The organism is Pseudoalteromonas amylolytica (assembly GCF_001854605.1).
Lineage (GTDB): Bacteria > Pseudomonadota > Gammaproteobacteria > Enterobacterales > Alteromonadaceae > Pseudoalteromonas > Pseudoalteromonas amylolytica.
Genome location: NZ_MKJU01000028.1, coordinates 1 through 17,204, shown reverse-complemented (window position 1 = coordinate 17,204; position 17,204 = coordinate 1). Strand labels below are relative to the sequence as shown.

Sequence of the window (17,204 nt, the reverse complement as noted above, 5' to 3'; positions counted from 1 at the left end):
TTACTTTTTCAACTTAGCAAAGGCCTCTGCAAACGCATTACCCATTGCTGCATTGCCTGCATCTCGCTTGGGCTTTGGTTTGTTGGCAGGCTTGGTGTGTGGTGCTTTTTTCTGTAGTGTATTTTGCTGCACACTCTTTGGCGTGTTGTGGACGTCATCATCCAAGCGCATAGTAAAGCTGATCCGTTTTCTAGAGGCATCCACTTCGATCACTTTTACTTTTACAATATCGCCAGCTTTAACGACTTCTCTTGGATCAGAGATAAACTTATTGGTGATAGCAGAGATATGAACGAGGCCATCTTGATGTACGCCCACATCAACAAAAGCACCGAAATTGGCAACGTTTGAGACAACGCCTTCTAAAATCATACCAACTTTCAAGTCGTTGATGGTCTCAACGCCTGCTTTAAAGGTTGCTGTTTTGAATTCAGGGCGCGGATCTCGTCCTGGTTTATCAAGCTCTTTGATAATGTCAGTTACCGTTGGTAAGCCGAACTTGTCGCTAGTAAAATCATTTGCAACAAGAGAGTTAAGCAACTCTGTATTACCTATCAAGGTTGTAACCGGAATCTGTTTCGTTTCACAAATCTGCTTCACGACAGGGTAAGCCTCAGGGTGGACAGCTGAACTGTCTAGTGGATCTTTACCGTTTATTATCCGCAAAAAGCCAGCAGCTTGTTCAAATGCTTTTGGCCCAAGACGCTCAACTTTTTTGAGTTGACTGCGATTGGTGAAAGAACCATGTTCATCACGATATTTTATGATGTTAGTCGCAAGTGTTTTATTTAATCCCGATACTCGCGTAAGTAATGGGACTGATGCGGTATTAACATCCACACCCACCGAGTTTACACAGTCTTCAACAACAGAAGTAAGGCTCAGTCCCAATTGGCTTTGTGAAACGTCGTGCTGGTATTGACCAACACCAATTGATTTGGGCTCGATTTTTACCAGTTCTGCAAGCGGGTCTTGCAAGCGACGTGCGATCGAGACTGCACCACGCAGTGATACATCTAAATCTGGGAATTCATTGGCGGCGAATTCTGACGCGGAATATACCGATGCACCAGCTTCACTCACCATGATCTTGTTAAGTTTCAACTCAGAAGCGCTTTTCAGTAGTTCAGAGGCAAGCTTATCCGTTTCTCTTGAAGCTGTACCATTACCAATAGCGATGAGTTCGACTTTGTGCTGACGACATACCTGTTCTAAAGTACGTAACGACTTGTCCCAATGGTTTTGTGGAGCATGGGGATAGATGGTATTGGTGGCTAACAGTTTTCCTGTTGCATCCACAACAGCGACCTTACATCCCGTACGCAGGCCAGGATCAATACCCATCGTGACACGAGGTCCAGCGGGCGCTGCCATAAGTAAATCTTTTAGATTTTTTGCGAAAACATCAATAGCATCTGTTTCAGCACTCTCCCGTAAAGCACCCAGAAACTCATTTTCTAAGTGTAGAGCAAGCTTAACTTTCCATGCCCATTGAACAACGCTCATAAGCCATTTACTTGCGTTAGCGTTGCTTACATTGAGTTGATAATGATCAGCTATCATTTGTGCACAAAACTGTTGCGAGTCTTCAACCTCTGGCTCTGGATTGATCGCCAATTGAAGTATGCCTTCATTACGAGCCCTAAGCATGGCAAGTGCTCTGTGAGACGGAACTTTAAGTAACTTTTCGCTGTGCTCAAAATAGTCGCGGTATTTGCTACCAGCTTCTTCTTTACCCGAGATGACTTTAGCTTCAAGTTGTCCATTTTGTTTTATGTGACGACGAAACTTAGCGAGCAGTTTAGCATCTTCGGCAAATCGCTCCATTAGGATAAATTTTGCACCATCAAGTGCTGCTTTGGCATCATCTATGCCAAGCTCTTTATTTATAAACTGTTGAGCTTCACGCTCTGGGTCGAGCGTGTGATCGCCAAACAATGTATCGGCAAGTGGCTCTAGGCCTGCTTCAATCGCGATTTGACCTTTAGTTCTGCGCTTGGGCTTATAGGGAAGGTAGAGATCTTCCAGCTCTGTTTTACTCTGAGCTTCATTGATATCTGCTGTTAGCGCGTCCGTTAACTTACCCTGTTCAGCAATCGTATTGAGTATAAAACTGCGACGCTCTTCCAGCTCGCGTAAATAGCTTAAGCGCTGTTCAAGTAAACGTAATTGAGTATCGTCAAGGCCACCTGTGACCTCTTTACGATAACGTGCAATAAAGGGGACAGTTGCTCCTTCGTCAAGTAACGCGGTTGCCGCGATAACCTGTTGCTCTTTGGCGTTTAGTTCTTGTGCTAAACGAGCCGAGATGTTGCTCATGCAAAATCCTTATAAAGTTCAGTTACATACGCGTGGCCAACAGGCGCAGCGTGAATAAGTCAAATCATACCATAGCCACATTGAATAAGAAGCTTAGATACAATATTCAATACTGTTTACAAACCAGGTTTTTTCTCCCTCAGGAGTTCGAACACTAAATTCATCATCTACCTGCTTTCCGAGTAAGGCACGCGCCATCGGAGCATCGATGGAGATATAGTCTTTGCGCTCGTATATCTCGTCAGGACCGACAATTCTGAAGCGTTTGATGTCACCTTGTTCATTCTCTATTTCAACCCAAGCGCCAAAATAGACTTTGCCGGCCTGCTGTGGAGAATACTCAACAATTTGCAAGTCAGGTAGTCGTTTACGTAAGTAGCGCACACGGCGGTCTATTTGTCTGAGCAAACGTTTGTTAAACGTATAGTCGGCATTTTCTGAGCGATCGCCTAAGCTGGCTGCCCAAGAAACAATCTTCGTTATTTCAGGCCGTTTTTCATGCCATAGGTGATCGTGCTCTTGTTGAAGTTGTCGATAGCCTTCAGGGGTGATCAGGTTGGTTTTCATATTTTGCTATTTATCAGGTTTGTGAACGTAAAATACAGTTCGGATTGTACTCAAGCTATTAGCTAATGACACTCATTATTCAATTTGTAACGTTCGGTAACAAAAGTTCTTATATGGTATGGTGTCTAGTTAGACATTTTTCAATTATATTAAGCCAATGTGTTTAATAACAAGAAGAACATAGTATGGGAAATGAAACTACCAAAGTGTTGGTTGTTGATGACGATATGCGTTTACGCAGCCTTTTAGAGCGTTACCTAGTGGAACAAGGCTTTATCGTGCGTACTGCTGCAAATAGTGAGCAAATGGATAGGCTATTGGAGCGTGAAAATTTTCATTTAATGGTCCTTGATCTCATGCTACCTGGAGAGGATGGGTTGTCTATTTGCCGCCGATTAAGGCAAAAAGAAAATGACATTCCCATCGTTATGTTGACCGCTAAAGGAGACGAAGTAGACCGCATCATAGGGTTAGAGCTAGGTGCAGATGACTATATTCCAAAGCCATTCAACCCAAGAGAGCTGCTTGCTCGCATTAAAGCCATATTGCGTCGCCGCGCAAAAGAAGTACCAGGTGCGCCTTCAGCAGAAGAGAATGAAGTCGCATTTGGCATATTTAAGCTAAATTTGGCGACACGTGAGATGCATAAGGCAGATGAAGTGCTGTCTTTGACTAGCGGCGAATTTGCAGTTTTAAAAGCGCTGGTGAGTCATCCAAGAGAACCTCTTAGCCGAGACAAATTAATGAATTTGGCTCGAGGTCGAGATTATAGCGCGCTTGAACGTAGTATCGATGTTCAAGTGTCGAGGCTTCGCCGTATGATTGAAGAGGACGCTGCAAACCCACGTTACATACAAACAGTATGGGGCTTAGGGTACGTATTTGTGCCTGATGGTCAAAAATAGTTATTGGCTATGAGTCTATTTCCTAGAAGTGCCTTCGGGCAAACGGTATTCTTTGTCGGGGCCCTGCTACTTTTAAACCAGATAGTGTCCTACATTACCGTCACGCTTTATGTGTTTAAACCTACATTTGAACAAGTTAATTTGATGCTTGCTAAGCAGGTTAAAACGGTGTTTATCGACTGGGAGGATGGGGTTGAAACTAACGATGAACTATCCAATAAGTTCTTCGAAATCACTGGGATAGAGGTGATGACTCAGCGCCAAGCCTATATTAATGGTTTGGATAGAGCGAAAGAGTATAGTTTGCTTTCCAAGAGTATGTCTGAGCAATTGAATGGCTCCGCTAGGGTGAGAATTAGTCAAGGCGATCCAATAGTTTATTGGGTGGAAGCCCCACAAGCTCCAGGTTATTGGGTTAGGGTACCGCTGACGGGTTTGAGTGAAACAAAGTTGGAGTTCTTGGTGTTTTACCTCTCCAGTATTGGTTTTTTAAGTGTGTTAGGTGGTTGGTGGTTCGCTCGTCATTTAAATAGGCCTCTCAAGGCATTACAAACGGCAGCGGGCCGTGTGGGTGTTGGGGACTTCTCCACCCGTTTAGTCGAAGATGGCTCCACAGAGGTCCGAGAAGTAACGAGAGCATTTAACCAAATGTCAAAGGGGATAGCGCAATTAGAAAATGATCGTCGGCTCCTTATGGCGGGTGTCTCCCATGACTTACGTACACCGCTGACTCGCATTCGCTTGGCCACCGAAATGATGGCTGATGAAGAAGATTATCTAAAAGAAGGAATTATCGATGATATAGAGGATATGAATGCGATCATTGACCAGTTTATTGAATATCTTCGCCATCATCATAGTGGACAAATGGCCGCTGAAGACATTAATGCAGTGGTTGACGATGTTGTTCAGGCGGAAAAGAAGCACAAACGCACGATTCGGTTTGCCCAAGCTGAGAATATCCCACCAGTTGTTATGAATACTGTAGCACTCAAGCGCGTGGTTACTAACATGATAGAAAATGCTATTCGTTATTCCGAAGCTGCGGTAGATGTAAGTACACATTACAATGCTCGCCAGAGGGAGGTGACTATAAAAGTTAAGGACAGGGGCCCCGGCATTCCAGAATCGGAGCTTGAAAATGTGTTTGAGCCGTTCAAACAAGGCGACCAAGCAAGAGGCAGTGAGGGCAGCGGCCTTGGCTTGGCAATCATCAAGCGTATCGTCACCACTCATGGTGGTAAAGTTCGCTTAAGAAACAGGGCCGAAGGCGGTTTAAGTGCTGAAGTTGTGCTGCCTACCACAAAGAATTAATAAGGTTAAATCATCACAATGAACAAACTTGTAGTACTTGGAGCTGGCTGGTTAGGGAGGCCATTATGCGTACAAGCAATGGCTAAAGGATGGCTCGTTGAAGGGACACGAACGCAACCTCGGCAGGAAGATGAATTTGAACGAAAACTTCACCTAGACGGAGCATTATTGCAACATAATGTGACGCTTCGTGATGCGTGGTGGGTATGTGCAATTCCACCGAGGGCTCGCAGTGAGGAAAGTAATTATTTAGCTACTCTAGAACAGTCGTTGTTGTTGAGTAAAAAACTTGATTGCCAAGGTTTTTTATTATGCTCAAGCACGGGCGTTTATAGCAATGATAGCGGCTGTTATAGTGAGCAAAGTGAGACAAGTCTAGCATCATCAAGACAGCATGTGCTAGTTAGTGCGGAGCAGCAAGTTTTGAGTTACGGTGGAAAGGTACTCAGGCTTGCAGGATTGGTAGGCCAAGGAAGAGAACCTGGACGCTTTGTGTCAGCAAAACAGTTGCGAAGTTCTTCACAGGGAAGCGTAAATATGGTTCAACAGCAAGATGTGCTCAATGCTGTATTTACAGTGCTTAATAACTGGCATGAGGCGAAGGATATCTACAATGTTTGTTACCCATCTCACCCGAGCCGTGAGGCGTACTATCAGCAAAAGTGTGAACAGTTAGGTACTCCTGCGCCAACTTTTGCTAGTGATGAGAAAGTAGAGCGGATCATCGATGGCACGGCAATTTGCCAGTTGGGCTTTAACTACCAGCACCCCATATAAGCTAATAATCCGATAGGTTTTGGTTCGCTTTGTTCCTGTGATACTAAGGCTGCTTTTTCTTAAAGGTTAAGTGGCCACCTAAGCGATATTTGCTGCCAGGTGAAATGAGCCTAGCAAAACTCACAATGCCTTCAGCGCTCCAAGTGCGACGGATCACTTGTAAACAAGGCTCCTCATTAAATAAGCCTAGCCACTGGCAAACTTCATTACTGGGCATAATGGCCTCTACGGTATGTCGAGCTTCGGTTAAAGGGGCAACATGAGATAAATATTCGTGTGGTGTAAAGTCAGCGAAATCTTGTTGCAAGTAGTCTCCTGCTAGAGTTGGGTTTACAAAACGCTCTTCAACCTGCAAGGGTGTGTCATTCTCGTTATGTATCAAGACGCTACGATACACCTGACTGTCGACTTCAACACCTAATGCAATCGCAATTGGGGCGACTGCAGCCATCGACTCTAGTGATAAAACTGTACATGAATAGTGACCATTGCGAAGTCGTACTTCGTCTGCAATATTTTTTATTTCAAGGAGCGAAGACTGCGATTTAAAACTCGCAACAAAGGTTCCAAGACCTTGAGAGCGAGTTAGAATCCCTGTGTCGGTTAACTCACTAAGTGCCCGTCTTGCCGTCATCCGGCTTACGTTAAATTGTTCGGCAAGCTCATTTTCAGAGGGAACCCTCTGATTTTCATGCCAAGTTCCCGCACGGATATTATCAATAATGTACTGCTTTATTTGGGCAAATTTAGGTTGCGCATCCAATGCCTTAGTACTCATGTTTAATTATTATAAAATAAAGATGGCACACTTATATTGTATATACAAGTAAGCTTGCTACACTCCTAGCAACTTGATTTTTTAAGAGGCTATGTATGCTTGATGTAGATTTAGTGATCACCAACGCCACGTTGGCAACGATGGATGCAGATATTCCAGCACCTTATGGCTTAATAGAACAAGGGGCTGTGATGATTAAAGGAGGAAGCATAATTTGGCTTGGTCAGATGCAAGATATGCCTGAGTTTGACGTTTTGGCGACGCCACTTCACGATGCAAAGGGGCAACTGGTAACGCCTGGCCTCATTGATTGCCATACTCATATTCTGTTTTCAGGTAACCGTGCTACGGAGTTCGAGCAGCGTTTAAATGGTGTGTCATACCAACAAATTGCACAACAAGGTGGGGGCATTGCCAGTACGGTACGAGCGACCCGCGAGGCTGACGTAGAAACGCTGTTTGTACTGGGCAAAGAGCGACTGAGTAGTTTGTTACGTGAGGGCGTGACTACAGTAGAAAGTAAGTCTGGATATGGACTTGATTGTGAGAATGAAATCAAACTGCTAACAGTCAATCAGTTGCTCAATGAAAATCATCCCGTAGATGTACAGAGTACATTTTTAGGCGCGCATGCTTTACCGCCAGAGTACAAGGAACGGGCGGATGACTACATCACACTAGTGTGTGAAGAAATGCTGCCACAGGTTGCAAAGCAGCAGCTCGCAGTTGCCGTTGACGTGTTTTGTGAAAACGTAGGCTTTAGCTACGAGCAAACTAAACGGGTGTTTACTAAAGCAAAGCAATTAGGGTTAAAGATAAAGTGCCATGCAGAGCAGTTGTCAAATCAGCATGGTAGTGAGTTGGTAGCAGAGTTTGGCGGGCTATCAGCGGACCATATAGAGTACTTAGATGAGCAAGGTGTTATCGCAATGGCAAAAGCAGGTACGACAGCTGTTGTATTACCGGGAGCTTTTTATTTCCTACGTGAAACACAGCAACCTCCAATAGATTTGTTGAGAAAGCATCAAGTTCCAATGGCTATCGCCAGCGATTTTAATCCAGGCACTGCACCTTTATGCTCACTTAGGCTGATGCTCAATATGGCTTGTACTTTGTTTAAAATGACGCCGCTTGAGACGTTGCAAGGTGTCACAGTTAACGCTGCCAAAGCACTTGGCTTGAGTGATCGCGGTGTGCTTAAAGTTGGTATGCGCGCCGATATTGCTGCATGGCAAGTTGAGCATCCAGCTCAGCTTAGTTATCAATTTGGTGTTAGCGATCTGTCAAATCTATGGATCTCGGGTAAACTTATAAACTACTCATAGATTTTTATTATGGTAAGCGAGTGCTAATACTCATTTCGACTTGGTTGGCACCAACTTTTAGCAGTGTGAGCGTCGGTATGATTTCGATACTTGAGGCTATGTTGTTAGGAGCTGTTTGCTGTGCTGGTATTATGCTTACAATTGCAGCAAGAGAAATGCTAATAAAAGGGTTGCATGCAGCCCTTTGCGCCATCACCTTGTTGCTCCTTTCATTGAATGTTCCGTTGGCAATGTATTTGCTGGCTATCGTATTTGCCGTATATTTTATTTACTCTTTATCTTTTTCATCGCCTTGGCCTGCGCGGCTTATTGCAATATGTACATGCATATATGCGGTCTTACTCTCAGGTTATTTGCTCTCCCAATGGCCCATAATGCTTAGTGCAACTGCTTTACTCCCTATATATTTTGGGTTCATGTATGCGATAAACGATGATTACAACATTGAGCTCTCTCATGAAGATGAGCATGAACAGGGAAAACTAGGCAATGATCTTGGTTTACCTGACAGAGCCAGTCTACGTCAAGCGTATGAAAATCAAAGAAAACTGGACCCTGGCGCGGCAATGTTAGTGGTAATCTTTCTGGAAGGGGTAGAGCAGATAAATCGGCAACTAGGACGAGAATTCGGTGATACTTTGTTATCCGAATCTGCAAATCGTATTAAACAGCAATTACACAGCAACGATATCTTTCCTATTCCACATGGAAACTCGGTCTCTAGGTTAGCCCATTTAGGTGGGCTTCACTTTGCCTTTGTTTGTCGTCTTGTTCGTTATGAGCATCTTCATGAACAGCTCATCGACGATATATTACAATCTACTCTACAGCCCTTTTACGTTGGAAATTGTACGCTAGAGATCTCGGCAAGAGCTAGCTATGTGCATTGTGATGAAGAGCTAGGCCAATTTGATAGTCTTATTTCGTGTGCGTATTTAGCGCTAGATAAAATGCCTAGGCACGCCATTTGTGCCTATCAGCAAAATATGCAAATTTCCCAAGTAGACCAGCAAATGAGATTACGAGAGCTTGCCGATATCGTAATAAATGAAGCGTTTGAGGTCTATTTTCAACCTGCATTTACTCATCCAAGCGGAGATATTGCTTATTTAGAATTATTGCTTCGATGGCCGCACCCGAAATTGGGTCTTTTAAGCGCAGAGCAGTTTATTGATGATATCCGTTTGGCAGGATTGGCCACTCCCGTCGCGCACTTTGTTATAGAGCGTGCGGCTGAAATTGCAATGGCATTGAAGATGGAAGATATTCAGGTGCCTTTGTCAGTTAACATATTCGGGCCTGAAATGTTTAAAGATGGCTTTTTAGATTTTATGGAGCACGTATTATTAGAGCACTACCTTCAAGCTGGTGAAATTCACCTTGAATATCCATCGTATTTGCATGAACACTTGGATAAGAAAAGCCAAAGCCGTATCGAAGAATTGCGTCAACGAGGTGTCGATGTGGGTATTGATAGATTTGGTGAACACCCTATAACTTTAAGCACGCTAGCGAATTTGCATGTGGATTATCTCAAATTATCACCTATTTTGACGCAGCCCCCAAAGCCACAAGGGATCGACAAAGTGCTATCTGATCTGATAGCGATGCAGCGATTGCGAGGCATAAAAGTGATTTGTAAAGGTGTTGAAAGCGAGCAGCAGTTAGTGCTCGCTCAAAAGTTGAATTGCGATGCCATACAAGGGCATCACTTAGCCTCACCTATGAACACTAAAAACATGATGAGTTGGTTGCACAAGTGGCATCTGCAACGCAATGATTAATCGACTTTACCTCTTAGGTAACTACATACAAGGGCACTTAAAACCTGGCCAGATTCAAGCATACCTTGAGGTAAGCCTTGTGGATGGTTTGCAGGTGCCGCTTCGCATAAATGTAAGTAGCGTGAGCTCTCCTGTTTGGCTCCCAGATAAACGAAATGCTCCGCATCGCTTACGCTAAATCCACAGTTGGTAAAAGCACTAACTGGCATATAGCTAATACTGTCGACGTCAACTTCAATGCCCAGTGGCGCTTTATTCGCAAAACGTTGTAGGCCAATTTCGCATGCTTTAGTAAGTGAGTATTCTCTACTGACTTGAATCTCTTGGTAACTGGTAAAGCTGAATCTAGCTTGTTTAAGCGCTGTTACAATCGCTTGATTATTTTTTTGTTCGTGTAGGCCCACAACATGATAATCCCCTAAAAAGGATTGGTCATAAGCATAATGGAAGCCATTACCACTGTGTCTTCCCTCAAGTGCTCGAAAATCAGCGTGAGGGTCAAAGTTAATCGCGTTGCAAGGCATGCCTGATGTTTGTGATAGAGCTTTTAATATGCCATAGCAGTTATTGTGGCCACCACCAATAATGATAGGCTCAAGTCCTGCGGCGAAAACCATCGCTAAAACTTGCGACACGCGCTCGTCTAACTGTTCACACAAATTTCTTAATGCGGTTAATTGTTCTGGATTTGCATTGTCCAACTGATCGCTCAGTTGCTGGAGGTCGTCACAATCAATTTCCCCTAACAAAAGCACATTGTTCGGTGTCAGAAAGTCATTGCATGGGAGGTTCAAAAAGCGTTGTAAGAAAGCCTGCCATCCAAGTGTTGCACCACCTTTTCCGCAGTTTGCTTTAGGGCCAAAGTCTTCATTGATTCCTAGTAAAACGTACTTGATACCAAATGCAGCTGCATCTTTAAGTGCTGACTCTAATTGTGAACTTGAATCCAAAAAAGTCAGTGCTTGCCAAAAACGTTGTTCATTTGCACGAGTGCTTGTGAGGCTTGTGACATCAGCCTCACTGTAGACATGTAACCATTTTGCCATATAGGATTATTCTTGTTCTTCCGGTTCTAATAACAACTCTTCAGCGGAGATAATGATGCCAGTACTATCTGCATATAGATAATCATCTTCAAAGAATGATACACCAGCAAAGTTGACAGGAATACCTTGTTCACCTGAGCCTTCGCTGTCGGCGGCAACAGGTATCGATGCAATGGCCTGAATGCCGATATCGCATTCTTCTAGTTCATCTACATGACGTACAGCGCCATATACAACGATGCCTTGCCAATTATTTTCTACTGCTAGTTCAGCAAGATCTATATCAATGAGCGCGCGTCGTGTTGAGCCACCACCATCAATCAACAAAATACAGTCTGTACCATCTTGCTCCAACATACTTTGGATAAGCTCGTTATTTTCAAAACACTTAACGGTTTTAATGCGGCCACAAAAAGCAGGCTGGCCCCCAAAGTTAATGAACATCGGCTCGAGCACATCAACCACATCGGCAAAGTGATCACATAAGTCGGAAGTGCTGTAATCCATAACTATTATCCTCAGAAAATAACATTAAGTCAGGCCCAGTATACTCGCATATGACGCCTTAGCAATGGTAAACAGTAACTTACATATTAGTGTCTTAAAATTGTCACGGTTTTGTTATTTAGCTCTTCTATGCTGAATTTATACACAGCATGTGAGTGAAATGTTATGAAAAGTAAGCTGGCTCAGCTCGATACGGCGTTATATTTCAAGGTTTTTACGCCCAGTCCGAAGCATTGGTGGCGGTTGATTGCACTCGGTTTGTCAAAAAGTGGTAACGGCGGACTGTATGTTTTGCTGGCGCTATTATGTGCGGTGTTTTTAGAGCAACTAGGGCAGCTATTTGCTCTGACGACTGTACTGGCTTTTGCAATGGAGCGGCCAATTTACTTTTACGTAAAAAATCGTATTGCCAGAGTGCGTCCATGCGATTGTTTTGCTCAAAAAGCATTGTTAACACCCAGCGATAAATTTAGTTTGCCATCAGGGCACAGTGCGGGAGCTTGGTTGTATGCGACGTGTCTATCAGAGCATTTACCTATATTATCAATTCCGCTTGTGATCTGGGCTATTGGTGTGTCGTTATCTCGTGTTGTTGTAGGCGTGCATTACCCGTTAGATGTGATAGTTGGTGCATTGATGGGAGTTGGATGCGCAAGTTTGGCGATTGGTATAGTAGGAACGCTATGAAAATATTGTATGGAGTGCAAGGGACTGGAAATGGTCATACAACTCGGGCGCGCATCATGGCTGCGAGCTTTGCTCAGCTTGGTGTTGAGGTAGATTATTTTTTCTCGGGGAGAGCACGAGATAAATATTTCGATATGGATGTGTTTGGTAATTATCAAAGCCGAGATGGTTTGAGCTTTGCATCACAAAATGGGCAAGTAGATAAGTTTGAGACGCTAAAAAGATTGAAGTTAGGTAAATTCATTAAGGATGTCAGGAAGTTAAACCTATCCAAATATGACTTAGTGTTTAATGATTTTGAGCCTATCACAGCCTGGGCTGCGAAACTGGCGAAAGTACCCGTTATCGCTATGAGTCATCAAGCATCATTTTTATTCCCTGAGGTACCATTAGCGGGCGGCGGCTTTTTTACGCGCCATTTAATGAAGCAGTTTGCACCTGCGGATATTCACTTAGGCGTCCATTGGCAGCCTTTTGCAAAAAATATCATACCACCGTTTATTCCATATAAAGCGCCAGATAACCAATGTCAGTCGATTGCGAATAAGGTACTTGTGTATTTGCCATTTGAAGAGCTATCAAAAATCATGGAGTTGCTTAGAGACTTTCCTGACAAGGAATTCTATTGTTATCACCCTGATGCCCAGAACCAGTCATTATCAAACGTGCACCTGCGTACACCGAGTCGAAGTGGGTTTTTAAAAGACTTAGCCAATACCAGCGGAATCGTTGCTAATGCGGGCTTTGAGCTATCCAGTGAAGCAATGAAGTTTGGCAAGAAACTTCTGCTCAAACCCTTAAGTGGTCAATTTGAACAACTCACCAATGCGTTAACATTGGAGAATATGGGCCGGGCCAAAGTAATGCATTACCTCAGTTCTAATGCGCTAGAAGAATTTTTAGAATTACCAATGGCTGAAGTTGTGCATTTTCCGTCTGACCCCGCACCTTTGGTCAACTGGTTGATAAATCGTCAGTGGCATGATGTTGATTCATTGCATCATCAGTTGTGGTTAAATGTTGGCCATGCCTCCTCGAATGCTGCGTAATGACGATGTAATTATCCCTTTTTTCGGTAAATTTCACTTAGTGCAACTTTAACAGAAGCAGTGAAGAAACATCTCGGCTATACTTTGCCCTAGATTGGCAATAACTAGGTAAAGGTATGGCTTTGTTAGAAAATCTAACTATTAAACGTCGATTGCAACTTAATGCATTGGTTGTCGGTGTTGCATTAATTGTGATGTTAGTCGTCATTATTTACGAAGCGAGAACAATGCTTCAGCTTAATAATGGTATTCAGTATTCGAAGGAGCTAAATATACATGAGCTCACGATGCGCAAGCATGAAAAGAACTTCTTGTTTTATAAAGAAGAAGCCGCGTTGGAGCTGTTCGACCAAGAATATAGCAGCTTGAAAGGCACGATAGTTCAGCTGGAGAAAATCTTTGACGACTTTGGTATCGATAGGACTAAGCTTAGTGAGTTTAGGCGCTTGTCTGAACAGTACAATGCTGATTTTCAAAAAGTTATCGAGTTGCAAAAAGCAATTGGTATGCACCCAAAAGATGCTTTGTATGGTGAATTAAGAAGTGCAGTCCATGAGGTTGAAACGCTGCTAAAAGAGCGAGAGAACTACGAACTGCTTGCCACTATGTTACAACTTCGCCGCGCTGAAAAAGATTTCATGCTACGTCTTGATTTAAAGTATTTATCTAAGTTCTCTGGATTAGTTGATACTTTTTCAAAACAAATAAAGACAGCGGGCTTCCCAGCTAATTATGAAGCAGACTTACTTCGTCTATTATCGGAGTACCAAACTAAGTTTAAGGCATTAGTAGATGCGCAGGTTAAACTTGGATTACATCTTGATGATGGTGCGCTGGGCAAAATGAAGAAAAGCGTGGAGGCGAGCGATAGATTAGTGGTTGATGTGGTTGCACTGACCAAGTCAGCTATCGAGGAAAGCTCTAGCAATGTTCAGTATGTTGCTTTTATTATCTTTGGCATAGCCGCGCTGTTCGTTATGGTACTTGTTTTATCTACCAGTAACTCAATCATCAAGCCTGTTGAGCGGGTCTATCTCACAATAGAAAGAATACGCAGAGAGAACAACTTGGGGCTGACGATAGAGCAAAGTGGGAATGATGAAATCACCATTATGACTAGAGACTTTAACAGCTTAATCAATGACTTTAAGATTTTAATTTCCGAAGTAAATAGTGCTCTAAGTACCATTAATGATGCGACTTCTCATTTAACAGAGTCAACGGCTCAGACGAGTGCAGGTATGAACGAGCAGCTTCATGAGGCGGATATGGTTGCAACTGCGGCTACCCAAATGCAAGCGACAATTCAGGATATCTCACACAACACTGAAGCAGCTTCTCAAAAAGCGGAGTCAACCAATGGTAATGCTCAGCAGGGGCGCAATGAGGTGGATGCTACAATTAAGCATATCATTGCACTGTCAGAATCATTAAGTGGTGCATCTGGGGTAGTTTCACAGTTAGAAAAAGATGGTGAAACAATTGGTTCTGTTCTCGATGTAATTCGAGGTATAGCGGAACAAACTAATCTACTGGCCTTGAATGCTGCGATCGAAGCGGCTCGTGCCGGTGAGCAAGGTCGAGGCTTTGCAGTTGTAGCTGATGAAGTTCGCTCACTTGCACAGCGCACACAAGATTCAACACAAGAGATTGAAAGTATTATTTCTACACTTCAACAAAGAACCAGAGAAGTGGTCAATATTATGCAGCAATGCCGTGATCAGGGTGCTGAAAGTGTTGCGCAAGCAGAGAAGGCGGGTGAGTTGCTTAGTATGATCACAGAAGATGTACAAACCATCATGGATATGAGTACACATATAGCCACGGCAATTGATGAGCAGAATCAGGTTGCAAGTGAAGTGAATCAAAACGTGGTTCGTATCAGGGATATCGCACAAGTGGCATCTCAACATGCCAATGCAAATGCGCAAAGCAGTGAAGAAGTGTCTGAACAAGCTAAAGTCTTAAGAGATGCGGTGGCTAAATATAAAGTGTAAAGTTATCTCTAGAAATGAAATGCCGCTGCAATGAAGCGGCATTTTTGTTTGTAGAAGGAGTGGGAAGTATAGAAAGTCTACAACTTTTGAGGTTTTAGTATGGATTTTGTTCAAACAATCTGTTTTCATCACTTTTCTTCAAAAAAAGCTTGATCAAAAAAAGGATCGCCCTATAATGCGACCCCACTGACACGGAGCGCTACGCTGAATAAGCAAAGCAACAACGAGTCAGCGTCGAGTAAAACTTAACTTTGCTTTTTTCTTACCAAGAAAACTTAAAATTAAGTGTTGACAAAAAATAGGGAATGCTTAGAATGCACACCCCTAACGAGATGAAGTCAAGCGCTGAATCATCGCAACGTTCTTTAAAAATATGAAGCAATCATCTGTGTGGGCACTCGTACAGATTGAGTTCTAACAAAANATTTAGAGTCTCAATTGAACTGAGTGACCAACGGCAATAAATTTAATTTGTTGCAGCACAGTCAATTCGTTCTTGGTAACAAGAACAAAATCAGAATTCAATGAGCGCCGTTTGAAGTTTACTTCAAACAAAAAAACTTTTAATTGAAGAGTTTGATCATGGCTCAGATTGAACGCTGGCGGCAGGCCTAACACATGCAAGTCGAGCGGAAACGAGAATAGCTTGCTATTCGGCGTCGAGCGGCGGACGGGTGAGTAATGCTTGGGAACATGCCTTTAGGTGGGGGACAACAGTTGGAAACGACTGCTAATACCGCATAATGTCTACGGACCAAAGTGGGGGACCTTCGGGCCTCACGCCTAAAGATTGGCCCAAGTGGGATTAGCTAGTTGGTGAGGTAATGGCTCACCAAGGCGACGATCCCTAGCTGGTTTGAGAGGATGATCAGCCACACTGGGACTGAGACACGGCCCAGACTCCTACGGGAGGCAGCAGTGGGGAATATTGCACAATGGGCGCAAGCCTGATGCAGCCATGCCGCGTGTGTGAAGAAGGCCTTCGGGTTGTAAAGCACTTTCAGTAAGGAGGAAAGGTTAAGTCTTAATACGGCTTAGCTGTGACGTTACTTACAGAAGAAGCACCGGCTAACTCCGTGCCAGCAGCCGCGGTAATACGGAGGGTGCGAGCGTTAATCGGAATTACTGGGCGTAAAGCGTACGCAGGCGGTTTGTTAAGCGAGATGTGAAAGCCCCGGGCTTAACCTGGGAACTGCATTTCGAACTGGCAAACTAGAGTGTGATAGAGGGTGGTAGAATTTCAGGTGTAGCGGTGAAATGCGTAGAGATCTGAAGGAATACCGATGGCGAAGGCAGCCACCTGGGTCAACACTGACGCTCATGTACGAAAGCGTGGGGAGCAAACAGGATTAGATACCCTGGTAGTCCACGCCGTAAACGATGTCTACTAGAAGCTGGGGTCCTCGGACAACTTTTTCAAAGCTAACGCATTAAGTAGACCGCCTGGGGAGTACGGCCGCAAGGTTAAAACTCAAATGAATTGACGGGGGCCCGCACAAGCGGTGGAGCATGTGGTTTAATTCGATGCAACGCGAAGAACCTTACCTACACTTGACATACAGAGAACTTTCTAGAGATAGATTGGTGCCTTCGGGAACTCTGATACAGGTGCTGCATGGCTGTCGTCAGCTCGTGTTGTGAGATGTTGGGTTAAGTCCCGCAACGAGCGCAACCCCTATCCTTAGTTGCCAGCGATTCGGTCGGGAACTCTAAGGAGACTGCCGGTGATAAACCGGAGGAAGGTGGGGACGACGTCAAGTCATCATGGCCCTTACGTGTAGGGCTACACACGTGCTACAATGGCGTATACAGAGTGCTGCGAACTTGCGAGAGTAAGCGAATCACTTAAAGTACGTCGTAGTCCGGATTGGAGTCTGCAACTCGACTCCATGAAGTCGGAATCGCTAGTAATCGCGGATCAGAATGCCGCGGTGAATACGTTCCCGGGCCTTGTACACACCGCCCGTCACACCATGGGAGTGGGTTGCTCCAGAAGTGGATAGTCTAACCTTCGGGAGGACGTTCACCACGGAGTGATTCATGACTGGGGTGAAGTCGTAACAAGGTAGCCCTAGGGGAACCTGGGGCTGGATCACCTCCTTAACGATTTAGAACAGATTTGTTCGAAGTGTCCACACAGATGATTGTT

Annotated in this window: 13 protein-coding genes and 1 rRNA gene; 9 read left to right on the top strand and 5 right to left on the bottom strand. The window is 44.1% G+C overall.

The genetic code is table 11. From position 1 onward, the window contains the following. Together BET10_RS13690 and greB are read right to left on the bottom strand one after the other, a co-directional pair. Positions 1-2,319 (bottom strand): Tex family protein, encoded by a 2,319-nt coding sequence (locus BET10_RS13690; protein WP_070986162.1) that lies wholly within the window; start codon positions 2,317-2,319, stop codon positions 1-3. Positions 2,320-2,412: 93 nt separating this feature from the next. Further along, complete coding sequence (gene greB / locus BET10_RS13685; protein WP_070986161.1) at positions 2,413-2,886, bottom strand: transcription elongation factor GreB; 474 nt, start codon at positions 2,884-2,886, stop codon at positions 2,413-2,415. Positions 2,887-3,071: 185 nt separating this feature from the next. Here greB and ompR point away from each other — a divergent pair, with 185 nt between their 5' ends. The 3 genes from ompR to BET10_RS13670 are packed head-to-tail and all read left to right on the top strand — an operon-like array spanning position 3,072 to position 5,882. Further along, positions 3,072-3,791: an osmolarity response regulator transcription factor OmpR gene (ompR, locus tag BET10_RS13680; protein ID WP_070986160.1), complete on the top strand. Its 720-nt coding sequence runs from the start codon at positions 3,072-3,074 to the stop codon at positions 3,789-3,791. A 9-nt stretch (positions 3,792-3,800) separates the two neighbouring features. Then, the gene (gene envZ / locus BET10_RS13675; protein WP_070986159.1) at positions 3,801-5,105 is read left to right on the top strand and encodes a two-component system sensor histidine kinase EnvZ; all 1,305 of its coding nucleotides are present in this window, start codon (positions 3,801-3,803) and stop codon (positions 5,103-5,105) included. A gap of 18 nt (positions 5,106-5,123) precedes the next feature. Next, the gene (locus tag BET10_RS13670) at positions 5,124-5,882 is read left to right on the top strand and encodes a Rossmann-fold NAD(P)-binding domain-containing protein (protein ID WP_070986158.1); all 759 of its coding nucleotides are present in this window, start codon (positions 5,124-5,126) and stop codon (positions 5,880-5,882) included. A 43-nt stretch (positions 5,883-5,925) separates the two neighbouring features. Here BET10_RS13670 and hutC read toward each other — a convergent pair whose 3' ends face one another. Further along, complete coding sequence (gene hutC, locus BET10_RS13665; RefSeq protein ID WP_070986157.1) at positions 5,926-6,660, bottom strand: histidine utilization repressor; 735 nt, start codon at positions 6,658-6,660, stop codon at positions 5,926-5,928. Positions 6,661-6,755: 95 nt separating this feature from the next. On the opposite strand from hutC, the gene hutI reads away from it, so the two are divergent. Next, the gene (hutI, locus tag BET10_RS13660; protein ID WP_070986156.1) at positions 6,756-7,985 is read left to right on the top strand and encodes an imidazolonepropionase; all 1,230 of its coding nucleotides are present in this window, start codon (positions 6,756-6,758) and stop codon (positions 7,983-7,985) included. A gap of 20 nt (positions 7,986-8,005) precedes the next feature. Beyond that, positions 8,006-9,769, top strand: a complete 1,764-nt coding sequence (locus BET10_RS13655; protein ID WP_083330557.1) for a GGDEF domain-containing phosphodiesterase — start codon at positions 8,006-8,008, stop codon at positions 9,767-9,769. Here BET10_RS13655 and BET10_RS13650 read toward each other — a convergent pair. Beyond that, complete coding sequence (locus BET10_RS13650) at positions 9,766-10,815, bottom strand: formimidoylglutamase (protein WP_070986155.1); 1,050 nt, start codon at positions 10,813-10,815, stop codon at positions 9,766-9,768. The genes BET10_RS13655 and BET10_RS13650 overlap by 4 nt on opposite strands. A gap of 6 nt (positions 10,816-10,821) precedes the next feature. Next, on the bottom strand, positions 10,822-11,322 hold the full coding sequence (gene rraA, locus BET10_RS13645; protein WP_070986154.1) for a ribonuclease E activity regulator RraA: 501 nt from the start codon (positions 11,320-11,322) through the stop codon (positions 10,822-10,824). A 165-nt stretch (positions 11,323-11,487) separates the two neighbouring features. Here rraA and BET10_RS13640 point away from each other — a divergent pair, with 165 nt between their 5' ends. The 4 genes from BET10_RS13640 (at position 11,488) to BET10_RS13625 (ending at position 17,158) form a co-directional block, all read left to right on the top strand. Next, positions 11,488-12,009 (top strand): phosphatase PAP2 family protein, encoded by a 522-nt coding sequence (locus BET10_RS13640; protein ID WP_070986153.1) that lies wholly within the window; start codon positions 11,488-11,490, stop codon positions 12,007-12,009. Continuing rightward, the gene (locus BET10_RS13635) at positions 12,006-13,058 is read left to right on the top strand and encodes an MJ1255/VC2487 family glycosyltransferase (RefSeq protein ID WP_070986152.1); all 1,053 of its coding nucleotides are present in this window, start codon (positions 12,006-12,008) and stop codon (positions 13,056-13,058) included. The genes BET10_RS13640 and BET10_RS13635 overlap by 4 nt, the downstream gene beginning before the upstream one ends. Positions 13,059-13,174: 116 nt before the next feature. Further along, positions 13,175-15,055, top strand: coding sequence for a methyl-accepting chemotaxis protein (locus BET10_RS13630; RefSeq protein ID WP_070986151.1), 1,881 nt, complete (start codon positions 13,175-13,177; stop codon positions 15,053-15,055). A gap of 564 nt (positions 15,056-15,619) precedes the next feature. Next, a 16S ribosomal RNA gene (locus BET10_RS13625) occupies positions 15,620-17,158 on the top strand. Positions 17,159-17,204 lie beyond the last annotated feature (46 nt).